Genomic DNA, 18,228 nt, shown 5'->3' on the forward strand with positions numbered 1-18,228 from the left:
AGATCCCTCAAAGACGATGAGGTAGATAGGTTCGAGGTGGAAGTGTGGTGACACATGGAGCTGACGAATACTAATCGATCGAGGACTTAACCAAAATGTTTGAAGCATTCAATGCGCCGTTTATCCAGTTTTGAAAGAATAATTTCTTTCAAGGGTTTCAAGATACGAGTAGTTCGAGGAAGCGACAGAAGCTGACGAAGAAATACGATGTATATTGAAAGCCTACAATAGTCTAGTGATGATGGCAAAGAGGTCACACCCGTTCCCATACCGAACACGGAAGTTAAGCTCTTTAGCGCCAATGGTAGTTGGGGGCTTCCCCCTGTGAGAGTAGGACGTCGCTAGGCACCTGAAAAAGTCGAGGATTTATTCCTCGGCTTTTTTGTTTTATAAAATAAAAATAAAATGATATACTCATTTAAAATTTACATAATGAATGAACTAATCCCGACATATCCTCCGAAAAAAACGAGCAAAGCAAACTGTTTGTGGAATGTTTCGAGGGGAGAACACATTTGTGCCCGTAGAAACAAAAACGACTGATAGAAATGACGAACAGGAGAATAGAACGCCATCAAGAGAGATTCTTGCTGGAATGTCTAAAAATAGGAAGAGGTAGGCGCTAGAACAGGCGATGCTTCACATTGTATATTGCCTCAATATTTGATATATCCATCACTTATTGCTCAAAGAGTAAAGTCGGACGAGCTTTATTAGCGAATTTTAAATTGAAATTAGATCTATCACACATATCATGCTTTAATAAGGGGGAATTAAAAAATGAGGCGTAACATTTTTTCTGCTTTATCAATATTTTCCTTAATAATTACACTCTTTATGTTTGGCTATGATTCATCAAAATGGTATGGTAGTTTTTTTAATTACCTTTATGATCTAAGTATATTTACGCCATTTGTGTTAGGGGGATTAGGAATAATTAGTGCAATTTTGGGTATTAAAGGTGATATTCGTATAGTTTTGATTGTACTCAATGCTTTTTTAATGTTTCTGTTCCTAGGTGCATATTTAATTGGAATCTACGGATTTCAAAATCCTTAATAAAGAACTGCAGTTTATTTTTCTGCAGTTCTTTTAATTTGTCTTCGATTAGTAACAATAATTTCCTTTTAATAGCCGTCACGAAAAGTTGAGAATGATATTTATTAAGTAAAGGGTGAACTTTTTGGGGAATAGCGTCATAGATGAGACCCTGGAGCGAGCAAGTTGAGGAAAGAAGGCTAAAAATATTACATCCAATAATTACGCATTCGTGACCAACATCGTGCCGCTGTCGTTACATTGCACTTACGCTTTCGCATAAAAAACATTTGCTTGCCCAAGCGGCTCATCGGACGCCCTTCAGGAAAATACCTAGTCGGAACGAAAATCTACTTCACGTTTTGGCGAAGAGCATTTTATTAATACATCATACATACTAAAGGAACAAACTAAAGGTATAATGGAATTCATACAAGGGAAAATAATTGGAAACAAGATTGAAAGGAAGAAAGATTTGGGAAAAAAACAAATTTGGTATGAAGTAGAAGAAAACGAGTCAATTGAAGATTGTTTGGCAAGAATGCGTCGAGATGGTTATATGGCAGTGGGAAGAAAAGAAGAACCGATTTTTCACGTAGTCAATGGAGAACCAACGTATTTACGTCAAAAAATACAATTTAAAGCGATGTTATGGCAAGATTCCGAGTAATTTTTGCTTAAATCCGAACGTTTATAAATGACTAAAATAAAATGTTCGCATTTTTGGTTGACTACAATGAAATGACTTGTTAAAATATGAGAAGGAAAAACAAATAAATCCCACATATATGCTAGAGGATTGGCTCTAGTGTCTCTACCCGGCACCGTAAATGCTGGACTATGCGGGAAAGCACTTTTGGCATGTTACGGGAAGGTTTATGTGCAGAAATGTCCATTTGCATATTCTTTTCATAATAAGTCCTCAAGTAAACTGCTTTCACGTGTATGGTAGGGAGTAGTTTATTTGAGGATTTTCTTTGTTATGAAAAAGAAAAAGTAAAGAATTGTAGTAGCTATAAAATATTTGATCATTTTTCTAACGTTAAAAAGGAGCGACAATCATGAATCCGAAAATCGGTGTCATTATGGGGAGTTCAAGTGACTGGGAAACAATGAAATATGCATGTGATATTTTAGATGAATTACAGGTACCGTACGAGAAAAAAGTAGTGTCTGCACATCGTACTCCCGATTTAATGTTTGAGTATGCACAATCAGCACGTGAGCGAGGTATTCAAGTAATTATTGCTGGTGCAGGTGGAGCTGCGCATTTACCTGGAATGGTAGCAGCTAAAACAACGTTACCGGTCATCGGTGTACCTGTGCAATCACGTGCTCTTAACGGTCTTGATTCTTTATTATCAATTGTTCAAATGCCTGGCGGTGTACCTGTAGCAACAGTAGCGATTGGCAAAGCGGGAGCGACGAATGCAGGCTTGCTAGCGGCGCAAATTTTATCGACAACAGATACAGAGCTGGCTAATAAACTAGATGCTAGACGTGAAGCCACGAAGCAACAAGTACTGGAAAGCACAGGTGACTTAGTGTGACAAAGATAATTTATCCCGGGCAGACGATAGGCATTATCGGAGGAGGTCAGCTTGGCCGTATGATGGCACTTGCTGCTAAAGAAGCAGGCTTTAAAATCGCCGTTCTTGAACCATCAATGGATTCACCAGGTGGACAGGTTGCGGATGTACGTATTGTAGCCCCATATGATGATGAGTCAGCTTTAGAAGAACTTGCAGAGGTAAGTGACGTTATAACGTATGAATTTGAAAATATTGATTATGAAGGCTTAAAACGTTTAACACAAATGGCTTACGTCCCACAAGGAGCAGAGCTAGTACGCATCACACAAGACCGTGTGACTGAAAAAGAAGCGATAGTGAACGCAGGTTGTCCAGTAGCCCCTTATTTGGTTGTAAATACATATGAAGAATTACTAGCCAATATTGATAGGATTAGTTATCCTTGTATAGTCAAAACAGCAAGAGGTGGCTATGATGGCAAGGGGCAGCAGCTTTTAAAATCTACAGAAGACTTACCGTTAGCAAAAGGGCTTTTCTCCCATTCACAATGTATTGTTGAGGGATTTGTACCTTTCGTTAAAGAGGTGTCTGTCATTGTTCAAAGAAACGGGAATGGTGAATCATATTGTCAGCCAGTTGGAGAAAATATTCATGTTCATCAAATTTTACATGAAACGATCGTACCAGCTCGTATAAAAGAGGAAACATCTTTGTCTGCAGAACGAGAAGCCTTGAAAATTGCTGATTATTTAAATTTAGTAGGGACATTAGCTGTAGAAATGTTTGTATTAGAAGACGGTGGAATCATTATAAATGAATTAGCACCAAGACCTCATAATTCAGGTCACTATTCTATAGAAGCATGTAACGTTTCACAGTTCCATCAGCATATACGTGCAGTTTGTGGTTGGCCATTATGTAAACCACAACTTTGGGCACCGTCTATTATGGTAAATGTTTTAGGGCAGCATGTCATGCCACTTAGTAACTCAATTGCTAAATATCCTGAATGGTCTATACATCTTTATGGGAAAGCTGAAGCTAAGGTGAACCGTAAGATGGGCCACGTAACGATTATGACAAAAAACTTAGAAGAAACACTACAACAAATCGAGAGTTCTGGCATTTGGTCAGAATAGAAGGAGAAACGCAATGATCGAACGTTACACAAGACCCGAAATGGGAGCAATTTGGACAGAACAAAATAAATATCAAGCTTGGTTAGAAGTTGAAATTTTAGCATGTGAGGCTTGGGCAGAAATCGGAGACATCCCAAAAGAGGATGTAGCTAAAATTCGTGAAAATGCTTCATTTGATGTTAATCGTATTTTAGAGATTGAGAAAGAAACACGTCATGATGTTGTAGCATTTACTCGTGCCGTTTCTGAGACACTTGGTGAAGAGCGAAAATGGGTGCACTATGGTTTAACATCTACGGACGTAGTTGATACAGCTCTTTCTTATTTAATTAAACAAGCGAATGATATTTTACGCAAAGACATCGTGAATTTCATTGATATTATCGCAGCAAAAGCGAAAGAGCATAAGCATACGGTTATGATGGGACGAACACATGGTGTTCATGCTGAGCCAACAACTTTCGGTTTAAAACTAGGCTTATGGTATGAAGAAATGAAGCGTAACCTAGAACGCTTTGAAGCAGCAGCAAAAGTAATTGAAACAGGAAAAATGTCTGGAGCAGTTGGAACATATGCCAATATTGATCCTAAAGTTGAGCAATATGTATGCGATAAATTAGGCCTTACAGCATCACCTATTTCAACTCAAACATTACAACGTGATCGTCATGCTCAATATTTAGGTGCGTTGGCATTAATCGCAACATCAATTGAGAAATTTGCAACAGAGATTCGCGGCTTGCAAAAATCAGAAACACGTGAAGTTGAGGAAGCATTTGCAAAAGGTCAAAAAGGCTCGTCAGCAATGCCTCATAAACGTAATCCAATCGGTTCTGAAAACATGGTTGGTATGTCACGTTTAATGCGTGGCTATATGGTAACGGCTTATGAAAACGTAGCATTATGGCATGAGCGTGATATTTCACATTCATCTGCAGAGCGCGTTATTTTACCGGATGCAACGATTACACTTAACTATATGTTAAATCGCTTCGGTAACATTGTGAAAAACTTAACAGTATTCCCTGAAAACATGAAACGTAATATGGGTCGCACTTTTGGTCTAATTTACTCTCAACGTATCTTATTAGCACTGATCGATAAAGGGTTAGTGCGTGAGGAAGCATATGATACAGTACAACCTTTAGCGATGCAGGCATGGGACGAGCAAGTTCAGTTCCGTACGTTAGTCGATGCAAGTGAAAAAATTACATCGTATTTAACGAAGGAAGAGCTAGATGATTGCTTCGACTACAACTACCATTTACAGCATGTAGATATGATTTTTGAACGTCTTGGTCTTAACTAACAATCTTCACGCTTTGTTTATCTATGCGAAAGCAAAGCGACAGCTACAATTACGCCAAGGCGAAATGGATTGAGTAGAGTCACTAGCGGATGTTACAGAATTGAATCGTATACGTACGATTCAATTCTGAACAATACGCGTGTATTTCATAATATCAGGGGGAGTAACGAAATGACTAAAGGTCAACTTTTGTATGAAGGTAAAGCAAAAAAATTGTACTCAACAGAGGAGCCTAATGTGTTACTCGTTGAATACAAGGATAGTGCAACAGCGTTTAATGGTGAGAAAAAAGAAGAAATTGAAGGCAAAGGCGTATTAAATAATCGCATTACATCTTTAATTTTCGAAAAATTACAAGCAAACGGAATTGCGTCACATTTCGTAAAACAATTATCTGATACGCAGCAGCTTGTAAAAAAGGTAGATATTATTCCAATTGAAGTCGTAGTTCGCAATATAGCGGCAGGTAGCTTAGCGAAACGTCTTGGCATTGAGGAAGGTACACCATTAAAACGCCCAATCGTTGAATTTTATTATAAAGACGATGAGCTAGGCGATCCGCTCATTTCAACGGAGCATATTGACGTACTTGATCTTGCAACACCTGAGGAAGTGACAGCCATTTATGATGGTGCACTTGTAGTGAACAAAGTTTTACAGCCTATTTTTGCAGATGTCAACGTTACACTAATTGACTTTAAATTAGAGTTTGGACGTGACAATGACGGAAATGTACTACTGGCAGATGAAATATCACCAGATACATGTAGACTTTGGGATGCAACTACAAAGCAAAAGTTAGACAAAGATGTCTTTCGTAGAGACCTTGGTAATTTAACTGAAGTTTATACTATTATACTTTCTAGACTCGGAGGCAAATAACAATGAAAAAAGTTAAAATTTACGTGACATTACGTGAGAGCATTCTTGATCCACAAGGTTCAGCTGTACAAGGTTCTTTAGTGAAAATGGGTTACGCTGAAGTAGAAGATTTACGAATCGGTAAATATCTTGAACTAGCAATTAAAGATACAGAACGTGATATTGATACTCTAGTAAAAGAAATGTGTGAAAAGGTTTTAACTAACGTTGTAATCGAAGACTATCGCTACGAAGTCGAGGAGGCTAACTAATCATGAAATTCGCAGTACTCGTTTTCCCTGGGTCAAACTGTGATATCGATATGTATCATGCGATTAAAGACGAGCTAGGTGAAGAAGTAGAATATGTATGGCATACAGCAACAGATTTAAGTGGCTTTGATGGCATTTTAGTACCAGGAGGCTTCTCATATGGGGATTATCTTCGCTGTGGTGCGATGGCCAACCAATCTAATATTATGGCAGAGGTTAAGAAGGCAGCAGATGCTGGTAAGCCGGTATTGGGAGTATGTAATGGCTTCCAAATCTTAACTGAAGCAGGCTTATTACCAGGCGCATTACTTCGTAACAAAAATTTGAAATTCATGTGCCGTACAATCCAGCTTAAAGTTGAAAACAATAATACATTATTCACAAACCAATATGAGCTAGGTCAAATAATCAATATTCCAATCGCTCACGGTGAAGGTAACTACTACTGTGACGAGGAAACTTTACAACAATTAAAAGATAACAATCAAATCGTGTTCACATATTCAGGCGAAAATCCAAACGGTTCTTTAGAAGATATCGCAGGGATTACAAACGAGCGTGGCAATGTACTAGGGATGATGCCTCACCCAGAGCGAGCTGTTGATGCACTGGTGGGCGGAGCAGACGGTCTAGCAGTATTTAAATCAATTGTGAAGCAGTGGAGGGAAAATCATGTCAACAACTAAGTTTGAGCCAACAGCACAGCAAATTAAAGAGCAAAAGTTATACGCTGGTATGGGGATGTCAGACGAAGAATTTGCAATGGTAGAAGGTATTTTAGGACGTCTACCAAATTGGACAGAGACAGGTCTTTTCTCCGTAATGTGGTCTGAGCACTGCTCATACAAAAATTCAAAACCAGTGTTACGTAAATTCCCTACAAAGGGTCCACAAGTTTTACAAGGTCCAGGTGAAGGTGCTGGTATCGTAGATATTGGTGACGAACAAGCAGTTGTATTTAAAATGGAATCACATAACCACCCATCAGCAATTGAGCCTTATCAAGGTGCTGCTACAGGAGTTGGTGGTATTATCCGTGACGTTTTTTCAATGGGTGCACGTCCAATTGCGATGCTAAACTCACTACGCTTTGGCGAATTAAAATCAGCACGTGGTAAATATTTATTTGAAGAAGTAGTTGCTGGTATCGCAGGTTACGGTAACTGTATCGGGATTCCTACAGTCGGTGGCGAAATTCAATTCGATCCTTGCTATGAAGGCAACCCACTAGTGAATGCAATGTGTGTAGGTTTAATCGACCACAAAGATATTCAACGTGGAATCGCGGCTGGTGTAGGGAATACAGTCATGTATGTGGGTGCTAAAACAGGCCGTGACGGTATCCATGGTGCAACATTTGCATCTGAAGAGTTAACAGAAGAATCTGAGAACCAACGTCCAGCAGTTCAAGTAGGAGATCCATTTATGGAGAAACTTTTACTTGAAGCATGTTTAGAAGTTGTAAAATCTGACGCGCTAGTAGGTATTCAAGATATGGGTGCTGCTGGTCTTACTTCTTCATCAGCAGAAATGGCTTCGAAGGCTGGCTCTGGTGTAGAAATGAACTTAGACTTAGTACCTCAACGTGAGACAGGCATGACAGCATATGAAATGATGCTATCTGAATCTCAGGAGCGTATGCTACTTGTTGTGAAAAAAGGTCGCGAAGATGAAATTAAAGCGATTTTCGAGAAATATGACTTAGATGCTGTGGCAATTGGTCGCGTGACGGATGATAAAATGCTACGCCTATTACATAATGGCGAAGTTGTAGCTGAAGTACCTGCTGATGCACTTGCAGAAGATGCACCAGTTTATCATAAACCATCTGCAGAGCCTGCTTACTATGCCGAGTTCCAAGCGATGGAAAACACAGAGCCAGTAGTAACAGACTACAAAGAAACATTAAATGCACTTTTAAAAGCACCAACAGTTGCTTCAAAAGAGTGGGTTTACGATCAATATGATTATCAAGTACGTACATCAACAGTCGTTGCACCAGGTTCTGATGCGGCCGTTATCCGCGTTCGCGGTACGAACAAAGGATTAGCGATGACTACTGACTGTAACTCTCGTTATATTTTCCTAGATCCAGAGGTAGGCGGTGCCATTGCTGTAGCAGAGGCAGCTCGTAATATCGTGGCAACTGGTGGTACACCATTAGCAATTACTGACTGCTTAAACTTCGGTAATCCTGAGAAACCAGAAATTTTCTGGCAAATTGAAAAATCAGCTGATGGTATTTCAGCCGCTTGTACAGCATTGAATTCACCAGTAATCGGCGGTAACGTCTCTCTTTATAACGAGCGTTCTGGCGAAGCGGTTTATCCAACACCAACAATCGGTATGGTTGGACTAATTGAAGATTTAGCACATGTGACAACTCAAGAAGTAAAGGCTGCTGGTGATGTAGTATTTGTGATCGGCGATACAAAAACTGAATTCGGTGGTTCGGAGCTTCAAAAATTATTAAATAATGGGGTTATTTCAGGGAAAGCACCAGCTATTGACCTACAGATTGAAGCCGCACGTCAAGAAGCATTGCTTAAAGCGATTAAAGCAGGCATCGTACAATCAGCACATGATGTAGCAGAAGGCGGTCTTGCAGTAGCGCTTGCTGAAACAACATTTGGCGCAAATGGCTTAGGTCTTGATGTAACATTAACAGGCTCTGCTACAACAGCATTATTCAGTGAAACACAATCTCGTTTTGTTGTAACAGTGAAAGAAGAAGATGTAGCTGCATTTGTAGAAATTGTAAAAGACGCAATGAAAATCGGTGTCGTAACAAACGATGCGCTTGTTAAAATCGACGGTGACAACGGTGTGCTTGTAGAAGGTACAGTGGAGGAATTCCGTTCTAATTGGAAAGGAGCAATCCCATGCTTGCTGAACTCAGAGGCTTAAACGAAGAATGTGGGGTGTTTGGTATTTGGGGTAACTCAAATCCAGCACACCTTAGTTATTACGGGCTTCATGCTCTTCAACACCGTGGCCAAGAAGGCGCTGGGATCGTCGTTTCTGACGGTCAGCATCTTCGCGCGGTGAAAGGCGAAGGACTAGTGAATGATGTTTTCAACGAAGAGAAATTAAAGGCAGTGGACGGAAAAGCAGCAATTGCCCATGTCCGTTATACGACTGCTGGAGGGGGCGGTATCGAAAATGTACAGCCGTTATTATTTCACTCCTCAACTGGTAGCCTTTCAATTGCTCATAACGGTAATTTAGTCAATGCCACGCACTTAAAACAGTATTTAGAGCGTCAAGGTAGTATTTTCCATTCTAGCTCTGATACTGAAGTGCTAGCGCATCTTATTAAGAAAAGCTCGCATTCACCATTCCGTGGGAAGGTGAAAAATGCCCTATCTTTATTAAAGGGCGCATATTCGTTCTTAATTATGACTAAAGATGAAATGCTTGTTGCACGTGATCCACATGGTTTACGTCCATTATCTCTTGGGAAGCTAGGAGATGGCTGGGTTGTAGCTTCTGAAACTTGTGCATTTGATTTAATAGGTGCAGAATTTGTTCGATCTGTTGAACCTGGTGAGTTATTAATTATTAACGATGAGGGTGTAAAATCTGATCGTTTTGTAGAGATGGATAAACGGGCAATGTGCGCGATGGAGTACGTTTATTTAGCACGGCCCGATTCTGATATTGATGGTATAAACGTCCACATGGCACGTAAACGTATGGGCAAACAGCTTGCTCGAGAGTGTGCACATATTGAAGCTGATGTTGTAACAGGTGTCCCTGATTCAAGTATTTCAGCGGCAATTGGCTTTGCAGAGGAAAGTGGCATTCCATATGAGCTAGGTCTTATTAAAAATCGTTATGTAGGGCGTACATTTATCCAACCAACACAGGAATTACGTGAACGCGGTGTGAAAATGAAGCTTTCTCCTGTTGTTCAAGTCGTAAAAGATAAGCGTGTAGTGATGGTGGACGATTCAATCGTTCGCGGTACAACTTCACGACGTATTGTAAAAATGTTAAAAGATGCAGGGGCGGCAGAAGTACATGTTGTCATTTCTTCACCACCGATGACGGATCCTTGCTATTACGGGATCGATACTTCCACACATGAAGAATTGATTGCATCTAGCCATAATGTAGATGAAATCCGTGATGCTATAGGAGCCGATTCCCTAACATTCCTTTCCGTTGAAGGTATGGTGGAGACGATTGCAAGACCATATGAAGATGAAAACCGTGGATTATGCCTAGCGTGCTTTACAGGTAAATATCCTACAGAAATTTTCCCAGATACAATCTTACCACATGAAAAAGAACTATTACGTTAAGAAAAACATCTAAACACGTATAACTATGATGACAAATCTAGATTCAGATGTGCCAAGGCGATTTGGATGATAAGGAGGAACTCTGCGTGTCGAAAGCATATGAACAAGCAGGTGTAAATATTGAAGCAGGCTACGAAGCTGTAAAACGAATGAAATCTCACGTTGAACGTACAAACCGTCTAGGTGTGATGGGCACGTTTGGTGGTTTTGGCGGTATGTTTGACTTGTCAGAACTAAATCTTAAGGAACCTGTTCTTATTTCAGGTACAGATGGTGTTGGGACAAAGCTAAAGCTAGCGTTTATGGTGGACAAGCACGACACGATTGGTGTGGACTGTGTAGCGATGTGTGTCAATGATATCGTAGCGCAAGGTGCTGAACCATTGTACTTTTTAGATTATGTAGCGCTTGGCAAGGCAGAGCCAGCGAAAATTGAGCAAATTGTAAAGGGCGTTGCAGATGGCTGTGTGCAATCTGGTGCGGCATTAATCGGTGGAGAAACTGCAGAGATGCCAGGTCTTTACGAAGAAGATGAGTATGATTTAGCTGGTTTTGCGGTAGGAGCTTGTGAAAAATCAGCCATCGTAACAGGTGAGAAAATCGTAGAGGGTGACGTGCTTGTTGGTATTGCTTCAAGTGGGGTGCATTCAAACGGTTACTCATTAGTGCGAAAAATTGTTTTTGCAGATAATCATTACGCCGTTGATTCGATTGTGGAAGGCTACGAGGATCTTGGTCCTATAGGGGAAGCCTTGTTAGTGCCAACAAAATTATATGCAAGACCTGTACTTGGAGCTTTAAAAGTAGCAGACGTTCATGGCTGTGCCCATGTAACTGGCGGTGGTTTTTATGAAAACCTACCACGTATGATGCCAGAAGGTTTAGCAACTGAAATTAACTTAGGTTCTTGGCCTGTCTTACGTATTTTTGAGTTTTTAAAAGAAAAAGGCCAGTTAGAGGACAAGGATTTATATAATGTCTTTAACATGGGGATTGGCTTCGTGTTAGCTGTACCTGCAGATGAAGTAGATAAAGTACTTGCTACAGTAGAAGCAAATGGTGAAAAAGCATACAAAATCGGTCGCGTTGTGAAAGGCGAGGGTGTTGTATTCAATGGCTCACATGATGGGAGTTTAGTGTAATGACTGCACCAACTAAAATTGCCGTTTTTGCTTCAGGTAGCGGCAGTAACTTTCAAGCTATTCAAGAGGCAATTGAACGTGGTGAACTACATGCAAAGATCGAACTTGTTGTCACAGACAAGCCTAGCGCATTTGTAGTGACACGTGCTGAGAACTATAGTATTCCGGTGCTAGCTTTAAGTCCGAAAGAGTTTTCTTCAAAAGCAGATTATGAGACGGCAATTATCGAGGCACTCCATAACTGTCATGTAGAATGGATTGTGCTTGCAGGTTATATGCGCTTAATTAGTGAAGTATTACTAACTGCATACCCACAGCGCATCGTGAATATTCACCCTTCACTATTACCGGCTTTCCCTGGTAAGGATGCTATTGGTCAAGCGATGGAACACGGAGTCAAAATAACAGGTGTAACCGTCCATTTTGTAGATGAAGGTATGGACACAGGACCTATTATTGCCCAATCGGCAGTTCAAGTTGTTGAGGGTGATCGAGAGGCAACAGAAAAGGCCATTCATAAGGAAGAGCATATACTCTATACAAAAGCTTTAGAGCAATTATTAAAGTAATAGATTGATGAGAGAGTTAGGTATTGCCTAATCAAAACCTAACTCTGTCCGACAATAGCAAGAGATTTTCGTGGCTAACACGATAAAATTGGTTCATCACCAAAAGATGTGGATGACTTTTGTTAAAACGTCTACTATGTAAATAAGTTGATTGGAGTGGAGGCTGGGCGATTCCTTGGGGATCAGCGTCACAGATGAGACCCTGGAGCGAGCAAAGCGAGTGAAGCGGCTCAACGGACGCCCCCAGGAAGCTCTGCTCTGCGCGAAAGCAAAGCGACAGCTACAAAGCGCTCAGACGGAACGGAAATCAACTACACGTTATGGTGATGATCCTAAAAATTAGGAGGATTTCGTTGTGACAAAACGTGCATTAATCAGTGTTTCCAATAAAGATGGTATTTTAGAATTTGCAAAGGAACTAGTAGCATTAGGTTATGAAATTTTATCAACTGGTGGTACGAAAAAAATGTTACAAGACAATAATGTTGCCGTAACAGCAGTAGATGAAGTAACTAAATTCCCAGAAATTTTAGATGGTCGTGTAAAAACTTTAAATCCAATGATTCACGGTGGACTATTAGGGAAGTTTGACGATGCTTCTCATCAAGCACAAATGAATGAGCATGGAATTGAGCCAATTGAGATTGTTTGTGTCAATCTTTACCCGTTTGTTGAAACAATTTCAAAGCCTAATGTAACATGGGATGACGCTATCGAAAATATTGATATCGGTGGTCCAACAATGTTACGTTCTGCAGCAAAAAACCATCAATATGTAACAGTAATTGTGGATAGCAATGACTATGCGAACGTATTAGAGGAGCTTAAAGCTAATGGTGCAACGACAATTGAAACACGTCGTAAGTTAGCTGCAAAAGTTTTCCGTCACACAGCCGCTTATGATTCATATATATCAAACTACTTAACAGAAGAAGAGTTCCCAGAGAGCTTAACAGTGACATATGAATTAAAACAAAACTTACGCTATGGTGAAAATCCTCATCAAAAAGCAGCGTTCTATCAAAAACGACTAGGCTCAGATTTTTCATTAGCTTATGCTACGCAATTACATGGTAAAGAATTATCATACAACAATATTCAAGACGGGAATGCCGCGTTGCAAATTGTCAAAGAGTTTGAAATGCCTGCAGCAGTAGCTGTTAAGCACATGAACCCTTGTGGTGTTGGAACGGGCGCAACATTAGAGGAAGCGTTTGATAAAGCGTATGAAGCAGATCCAACATCTATTTTCGGTGGCATTATTGCTTTAAATATGGAAGTAGACGCAGCAACTGCTGAAAAATTAAGCCATATCTTTTTAGAAATTATCATTGCGCCTGCTTTCTCTCAAGAAGCACTTGATATTTTAACGAAGAAGAAAAATATTCGCTTATTAACAATTCCTTTTGAGCAAGCAAAACAAGACAAATTCAATGTTGTATCTGTTGAAGGAGGTCTTCTTGTACAAGAACCAGATCGCCACGGCTTTTCTAATGCAGATATTAAAGTTGTCACAGACCGTGAACCGACAGCACAAGAATGGGAAGCATTACAGCTTGGCTGGGCAGTTGTGAAGCACGTTAAATCTAATGCAATCGTCGTTACAGATTCTCAAATGACACTTGGCGTTGGTGCTGGTCAAATGAACCGTGTTGGCGCAGCTAAAATCGCATTTGAGCAAGCAGGCGAAAAAGCAAAAGGCGCAGCACTAGCTTCAGATGCATTCTTCCCAATGAGCGATACTGTTGAAGCAGCTGCAGCGGCCGGTATTACAGCCATTATTCAACCTGGTGGCTCTATCAAAGATCAGGATTCAATCGATAAGGCAAATGAATACGGCATTGCGATGGTATTCACTGGCGTACGTCATTTCAAGCACTAATATATTCAAAAACTTGACCGAGATGGGCTACATCTCGGTTTTACGCACAAAGAGGAGGATTCTCTAAAATGAAAGTAATGGTCATTGGAAGCGGCGGTCGAGAGCATGCTATCGCCAAACAATTTAGTATGTCACCATCTGTTAGTAAAGTATTTGTAGCACCTGGTAATGATGGCATGAAAAGCGATGCAGAAATCGTTGCTATTGATACTATGGATTTTGCAGGTCTTGCACAATTTGCAAAGGAAAATGCAGTAGATTTAACTTTTGTAGGACCTGAGCAACCACTTGCGGAAGGCATAGTGGATTTCTTTACTGCTATTGGTTTACGAGTATTTGGTCCAACAAAGGCAGCAGCACAAATCGAAAGCAGTAAATCATATGCGAAAGAAATTATGAATAAATACAATATCCCAACTGCTGCCCATGAAACGTTTACTGAAGCTGCCAAGGCTATTACATATATTAAAGAGCAAGGTGCACCAATCGTTATCAAAGCAGACGGCTTGGCAGCTGGTAAAGGTGTAGTTGTAGCAATGACCGAAGATGAAGCAATTGAAGCTGTAGAGGATATGATTGGGAACCAACGTTTTGGTGAATCCTCTTCTCGAGTTGTCATTGAAGAATTCCTAGACGGGGAAGAATTCTCCTTTATGTCCTTTGTCCATAAAGGCCAGATTTATCCAATGGTGATTGCTCAAGACCATAAACGTGCTTATGACGGCGATCAAGGACCAAATACAGGGGGGATGGGAGCTTATTCACCAGTACCTCAAATCTCTCAAGAAGTAGTGGATGATGCATATAAAACGATTGTTGAACCGACTGTGAAAGGTATGGAGGCAGATGGTGTATCGTTTACCGGTATTTTATATGCAGGCTTGATATTAACGAACAATGGTCCTAAAGTGATTGAGTTTAATGCACGCTTTGGAGATCCTGAAACGCAAGTAGTTTTACCACGTATGGCATCCGATTTTGGCGCATTTATGACTGCATTGATGGATGAAAAGCCATTTGATTTGCAATGGTCTGAAGAAGCAATGCTAGGTGTAGTAATCGCCGCTGAAGGCTATCCAGGGGATGTTGAAAAAGGAAATGCATTACCTAACCTAGAAGCTCTATCAGCTTCACACGCGGTATTCCATGCAGGTACAAAACTTGTAGATGAGAACTTTGTTGGTAACGGTGGCCGAGTTTTATTAGTTGGAGCAAAGGCATCTACTTTACAAGAAGCACAAGAAATAGTATACGCAGGTATTGCAACAGAAAAATGGGACAATTTCTTCTACCGCAAAGATATCGGCTGGCGTACGTTTAAGAAGTAATTGCGTAACTGTTAAAAGTTGTAGACGACATTTGTTAAAATATATGCTATGTATATAACTTGATTGAAGTACGATACGAGTGATTTATAGTAAATTTTGGTCCATATTTTAATTTAGAGATGACCCTTTGTTAAAACGTATGCCATGCAAATAGTTGATTGTAGTGGAGACTGGGCGACTCCTTGGGGATTAGTGTCACAGATGAGACCCTGGAGCGAGCAACGCGAGTGAAGCGGCTCATCGGACACCCCCAGGAAAGCGCCCAGTCGGAACGGAAATCAACCCTACGCTATGGTCATGGCCCAATGAAAATGATTAATCACGCACCTAAATTAAATAATTTAATCATACTGTGAAACTTCTTATTGTTTTCAAACGTATGAATGAAAAGGGTGAGAGCCGTCTCAACAATACAGTTGAGACGGCTCCTTTGACTAAGAAGGATTTTGTGCTTTAGTTGTAGAATTTTTACTTTCTGAGGAATGTTGATTTGAAGTGCTGGAGTCAGATTGCTTTGATGCTGTTGCGTTTGATCCTGACGTATTTCCAGAAATAGCAGAGGAGAAATCCTTCATGAGTTTATCGATTTGTTCAGATGACATAGAATTTTGGCCGCTGAACATACTTTGCATAGAAGAGTTGCTGGTGCTATTGTTGTTGCTGTTGCTGTTGCCCATAGCACTCTCCAGACTAGAGCCCAGTAAAGCTTTGGTTGGGCAATACTTAAAGATACCTTCAGCCATTTTCAAGGCACCAAATGCAATCATCAATCGACCTTTCGTACATTCAGGATTTCTTGAGATTTTAGCGATACCGAATGCCGTTAAACCTGCCCCCATGGCAAAGCGACAAAAGGCATTTTTTTCGCTTAAATTTGATTCTTGCATCATAATATTTCCTCCTTTAGTCATTGTGGGAAAAATAAAGCGGGGTGCACTTTGTTTTATGAAAGTGCTGTGTTACGATTGAAACAAGATGATTGCATAAAGCATTAATTTCATGAAAAATTGCGTTTATGCAATAGTAGTATGTGATTTCACGTAGGATTTACACAATGAAATTTTACGTAATTTAGGAAGGGGCGAATAGAATGGATCCAGTATGGAAAATTACAGAATTACGTCAGCAATTAGCAGTAATTGATGGAAAAAAAGCACCGGATATTGTCTTAACAAATGCACGTTATTTACATAGCATGCTCAAAAAATGGATAGTAGGGAACATTTGGATTTTAGGAGATCGTATTGTCTATGCTGGTGATAGAATGCCTCCGTTATTAGAAGGGACAGAAGTGGTTGATTGTACGAATAAAACAATTGTACCCGGATATATTGAGCCGCATGTTCATCCGTTCCAGTTATACCATCCGCAATCCTTTGCTGATTTTTGTGGACAGCTAGGTACTACAACTTTTATTTCAGATAATTTAAGCTTCGTTTTATCTTTAGAAAATAAGAAAGCGTTTTCAATATTGGATGATTTGAAAAAGCTACCGTTTTCATTTTATTGGTGGACTCGTTTTGATTCGCAAACTGAAATGGAACAGGAGGAAGAGATTTTTTCTAATACGTCCATTTTAGAATGGCTAGAACGTGATGATGTGTTACTTGGAGGAGAATTAACGGGCTGGCCAAGATTGTTACATGGGGATGACCAAATGCTCTATCGTATGCAAATGGCTAAGGGCTACGGGAAAAAAATAGAAGGGCATTTCCCTGGAGCATCGGAACGAACTTTAGCACGAATGAAGCTACTTGGTGCAGATGGTGATCATGAAGCTATGACAGTGGAAGAGGTAGAGCGACGTATTATGCAAGGATATGCTGTAACGCTACGTCATTCTTCAATACGCCCAGACCTACCTAATTTATTAAAGGGAATAGTTGAAAAAGAGTTACCTATTTTTGACCATTTAATGATGACAACAGATGGCTCACCACCTTCTTTCCATGAGGATGGTGTGATGGATAAATGTATTCAAGTAGCTTTAGATGCAGGTGTAGCACCGCTAGATGCTTATCAAATGGCTTCTTATAATGTTGCACGTTATTATAATATGTCCAACTTACATGGCTTTATCGCAACGGGTCGATTTGCTTCCCTAAATATTTTACAAGATGAATGGCAACCAGTTCCTGAAAGTGTATTATCGAAGGGTGTTTGGTTAAAACGTGATGGAGAACAAGTGCAGAAACTTGCGACAATTGATTATTCAGCGTTACCTGCATTGGACTTAGATTTTTCATTAACGTCTCATGATTTTCAATTCTCGATGCCGTTTGGAATTGAGTTAGTCAATGATGTTATTACGAAACCATATAATTCATTCATTACTAGAGAAGGGCAGCTTGCAGATCATGATGAATGTTATTTAATGCTTTTGAATAGAGACGGTAATTGGCATGTTAACACGATGATTAAAGGTTTTGCTACTAGTGTTCAAGGGTTTGCCTCATCTTATTCGAATACAGGCGATATTTTACTGATTGGAAAAAATAAAGATGATATGATTAAAGCCTTTGAGGAAATGAAGGCAATGCGTGGTGGTATTGTCCTCGTTGAAAAAGGCGAGGTAATTGCTGCTGTTCCTTTAACAATTGGCGGTCTTTTATATGATGGAGATGTAAAGGAGCTAGCGGAAAAAGAGAAGTTCTTAAAACAAGCATTAGCGGAACGTGGTTACCACTTAGGGGACGCAATTTACTCTTTACTATTCTTACAATCGACACATTTACCATATATCCGTATTACGCCAAAAGGGATTTTTGATGTTATGAAGAATAAGTTATTATTACCAGCAGTGATGCGTTAATTGAAGTTTCCCTATGGTAGATGTAATTGATAAAAGG

The 18,228-nt window shown here is 40.0% G+C and carries 16 protein-coding genes, 2 rRNA genes and 1 riboswitch; of the genes, 17 read left to right on the forward strand and 1 reads right to left on the reverse strand.

Annotation, left to right across the window (positions count from 1 at the left end):
• The 16 genes from ACIQ7N_RS13640 to purD form a co-directional block, all read left to right on the forward strand.
• Window positions 1-94 (forward strand): 23S ribosomal RNA (locus ACIQ7N_RS13640); the annotation flags it as partial.
• A 137-nt stretch (window positions 95-231) separates the two neighbouring features.
• Window positions 232-347, forward strand: a 5S ribosomal RNA gene (rrf, locus tag ACIQ7N_RS13645).
• A gap of 433 nt (window positions 348-780) precedes the next feature.
• Complete coding sequence (locus ACIQ7N_RS13650; protein WP_132363504.1) at window positions 781-1,059, forward strand: hypothetical protein; 279 nt, start codon at window positions 781-783, stop codon at window positions 1,057-1,059.
• 454 nt (window positions 1,060-1,513) lie between these two features.
• Complete coding sequence (locus ACIQ7N_RS13655) at window positions 1,514-1,708, forward strand: NETI motif-containing protein (protein ID WP_132363502.1); 195 nt, start codon at window positions 1,514-1,516, stop codon at window positions 1,706-1,708.
• Window positions 1,709-1,800: 92 nt separating this feature from the next.
• Window positions 1,801-1,899: riboswitch (purine riboswitch) on the forward strand.
• 200 nt (window positions 1,900-2,099) lie between these two features.
• Complete coding sequence (purE, locus tag ACIQ7N_RS13660) at window positions 2,100-2,588, forward strand: 5-(carboxyamino)imidazole ribonucleotide mutase (RefSeq protein WP_132363500.1); 489 nt, start codon at window positions 2,100-2,102, stop codon at window positions 2,586-2,588.
• Entirely contained in the window at window positions 2,585-3,709 is a 1,125-nt protein-coding gene (gene purK / locus ACIQ7N_RS13665) for a 5-(carboxyamino)imidazole ribonucleotide synthase (protein ID WP_402932901.1), read from the forward strand. Before purE ends, purK begins: the two co-directional genes overlap by 4 nt.
• Window positions 3,710-3,722: 13 nt before the next feature.
• Window positions 3,723-5,018: an adenylosuccinate lyase gene (purB, locus tag ACIQ7N_RS13670; RefSeq protein ID WP_248717224.1), complete on the forward strand. Its 1,296-nt coding sequence runs from the start codon at window positions 3,723-3,725 to the stop codon at window positions 5,016-5,018.
• Window positions 5,019-5,189: 171 nt separating this feature from the next.
• The gene (gene purC, locus ACIQ7N_RS13675) at window positions 5,190-5,900 is read left to right on the forward strand and encodes a phosphoribosylaminoimidazolesuccinocarboxamide synthase (RefSeq protein WP_142510087.1); all 711 of its coding nucleotides are present in this window, start codon (window positions 5,190-5,192) and stop codon (window positions 5,898-5,900) included.
• Between the two features lie 2 nt (window positions 5,901-5,902).
• Window positions 5,903-6,151 carry a phosphoribosylformylglycinamidine synthase subunit PurS gene (purS, locus tag ACIQ7N_RS13680; protein WP_079562648.1) on the forward strand — a complete coding sequence of 83 codons (249 nt, stop codon included), beginning with the start codon at window positions 5,903-5,905 and terminating at the stop codon, window positions 6,149-6,151.
• Window positions 6,152-6,153: 2 nt separating this feature from the next.
• A complete protein-coding gene (gene purQ, locus ACIQ7N_RS13685; RefSeq protein ID WP_132363492.1) occupies window positions 6,154-6,837 on the forward strand; it encodes a phosphoribosylformylglycinamidine synthase subunit PurQ in 684 nt (227 codons plus the stop codon).
• Window positions 6,824-9,058, forward strand: a complete 2,235-nt coding sequence (purL, locus tag ACIQ7N_RS13690; protein WP_402932905.1) for a phosphoribosylformylglycinamidine synthase subunit PurL — start codon at window positions 6,824-6,826, stop codon at window positions 9,056-9,058. Before purQ ends, purL begins: the two co-directional genes overlap by 14 nt.
• Complete coding sequence (purF, locus tag ACIQ7N_RS13695) at window positions 9,034-10,458, forward strand: amidophosphoribosyltransferase (protein WP_274068014.1); 1,425 nt, start codon at window positions 9,034-9,036, stop codon at window positions 10,456-10,458. Before purL ends, purF begins: the two co-directional genes overlap by 25 nt.
• A gap of 86 nt (window positions 10,459-10,544) precedes the next feature.
• Window positions 10,545-11,600 (forward strand): phosphoribosylformylglycinamidine cyclo-ligase, encoded by a 1,056-nt coding sequence (gene purM, locus ACIQ7N_RS13700; protein ID WP_274068015.1) that lies wholly within the window; start codon window positions 10,545-10,547, stop codon window positions 11,598-11,600.
• Window positions 11,600-12,169 (forward strand): phosphoribosylglycinamide formyltransferase, encoded by a 570-nt coding sequence (purN, locus tag ACIQ7N_RS13705; RefSeq protein ID WP_402932909.1) that lies wholly within the window; start codon window positions 11,600-11,602, stop codon window positions 12,167-12,169. The genes purM and purN overlap by 1 nt, the downstream gene beginning before the upstream one ends.
• Window positions 12,170-12,524: 355 nt before the next feature.
• Window positions 12,525-14,051 (forward strand): bifunctional phosphoribosylaminoimidazolecarboxamide formyltransferase/IMP cyclohydrolase, encoded by a 1,527-nt coding sequence (purH, locus tag ACIQ7N_RS13710; protein ID WP_402932912.1) that lies wholly within the window; start codon window positions 12,525-12,527, stop codon window positions 14,049-14,051.
• A gap of 68 nt (window positions 14,052-14,119) precedes the next feature.
• Window positions 14,120-15,379: a phosphoribosylamine--glycine ligase gene (gene purD / locus ACIQ7N_RS13715; protein WP_402932915.1), complete on the forward strand. Its 1,260-nt coding sequence runs from the start codon at window positions 14,120-14,122 to the stop codon at window positions 15,377-15,379.
• A gap of 434 nt (window positions 15,380-15,813) precedes the next feature.
• On the opposite strand, the gene ACIQ7N_RS13720 is transcribed toward purD, so the two are convergent.
• The gene (locus tag ACIQ7N_RS13720; RefSeq protein WP_402932917.1) at window positions 15,814-16,269 is read right to left on the reverse strand and encodes a YgaP-like transmembrane domain; all 456 of its coding nucleotides are present in this window, start codon (window positions 16,267-16,269) and stop codon (window positions 15,814-15,816) included.
• Between the two features lie 200 nt (window positions 16,270-16,469).
• On the opposite strand from ACIQ7N_RS13720, the gene ACIQ7N_RS13725 reads away from it, so the two are divergent.
• Window positions 16,470-18,191, forward strand: coding sequence for an adenine deaminase C-terminal domain-containing protein (locus ACIQ7N_RS13725; protein ID WP_402932920.1), 1,722 nt, complete (start codon window positions 16,470-16,472; stop codon window positions 18,189-18,191).
• Window positions 18,192-18,228 lie beyond the last annotated feature (37 nt).

The sequence above is a fragment of the Lysinibacillus sp. NPDC095746 genome (assembly GCF_044763535.1).
Classification (GTDB): Bacteria; Bacillota; Bacilli; order Bacillales_A; family Planococcaceae; genus Lysinibacillus.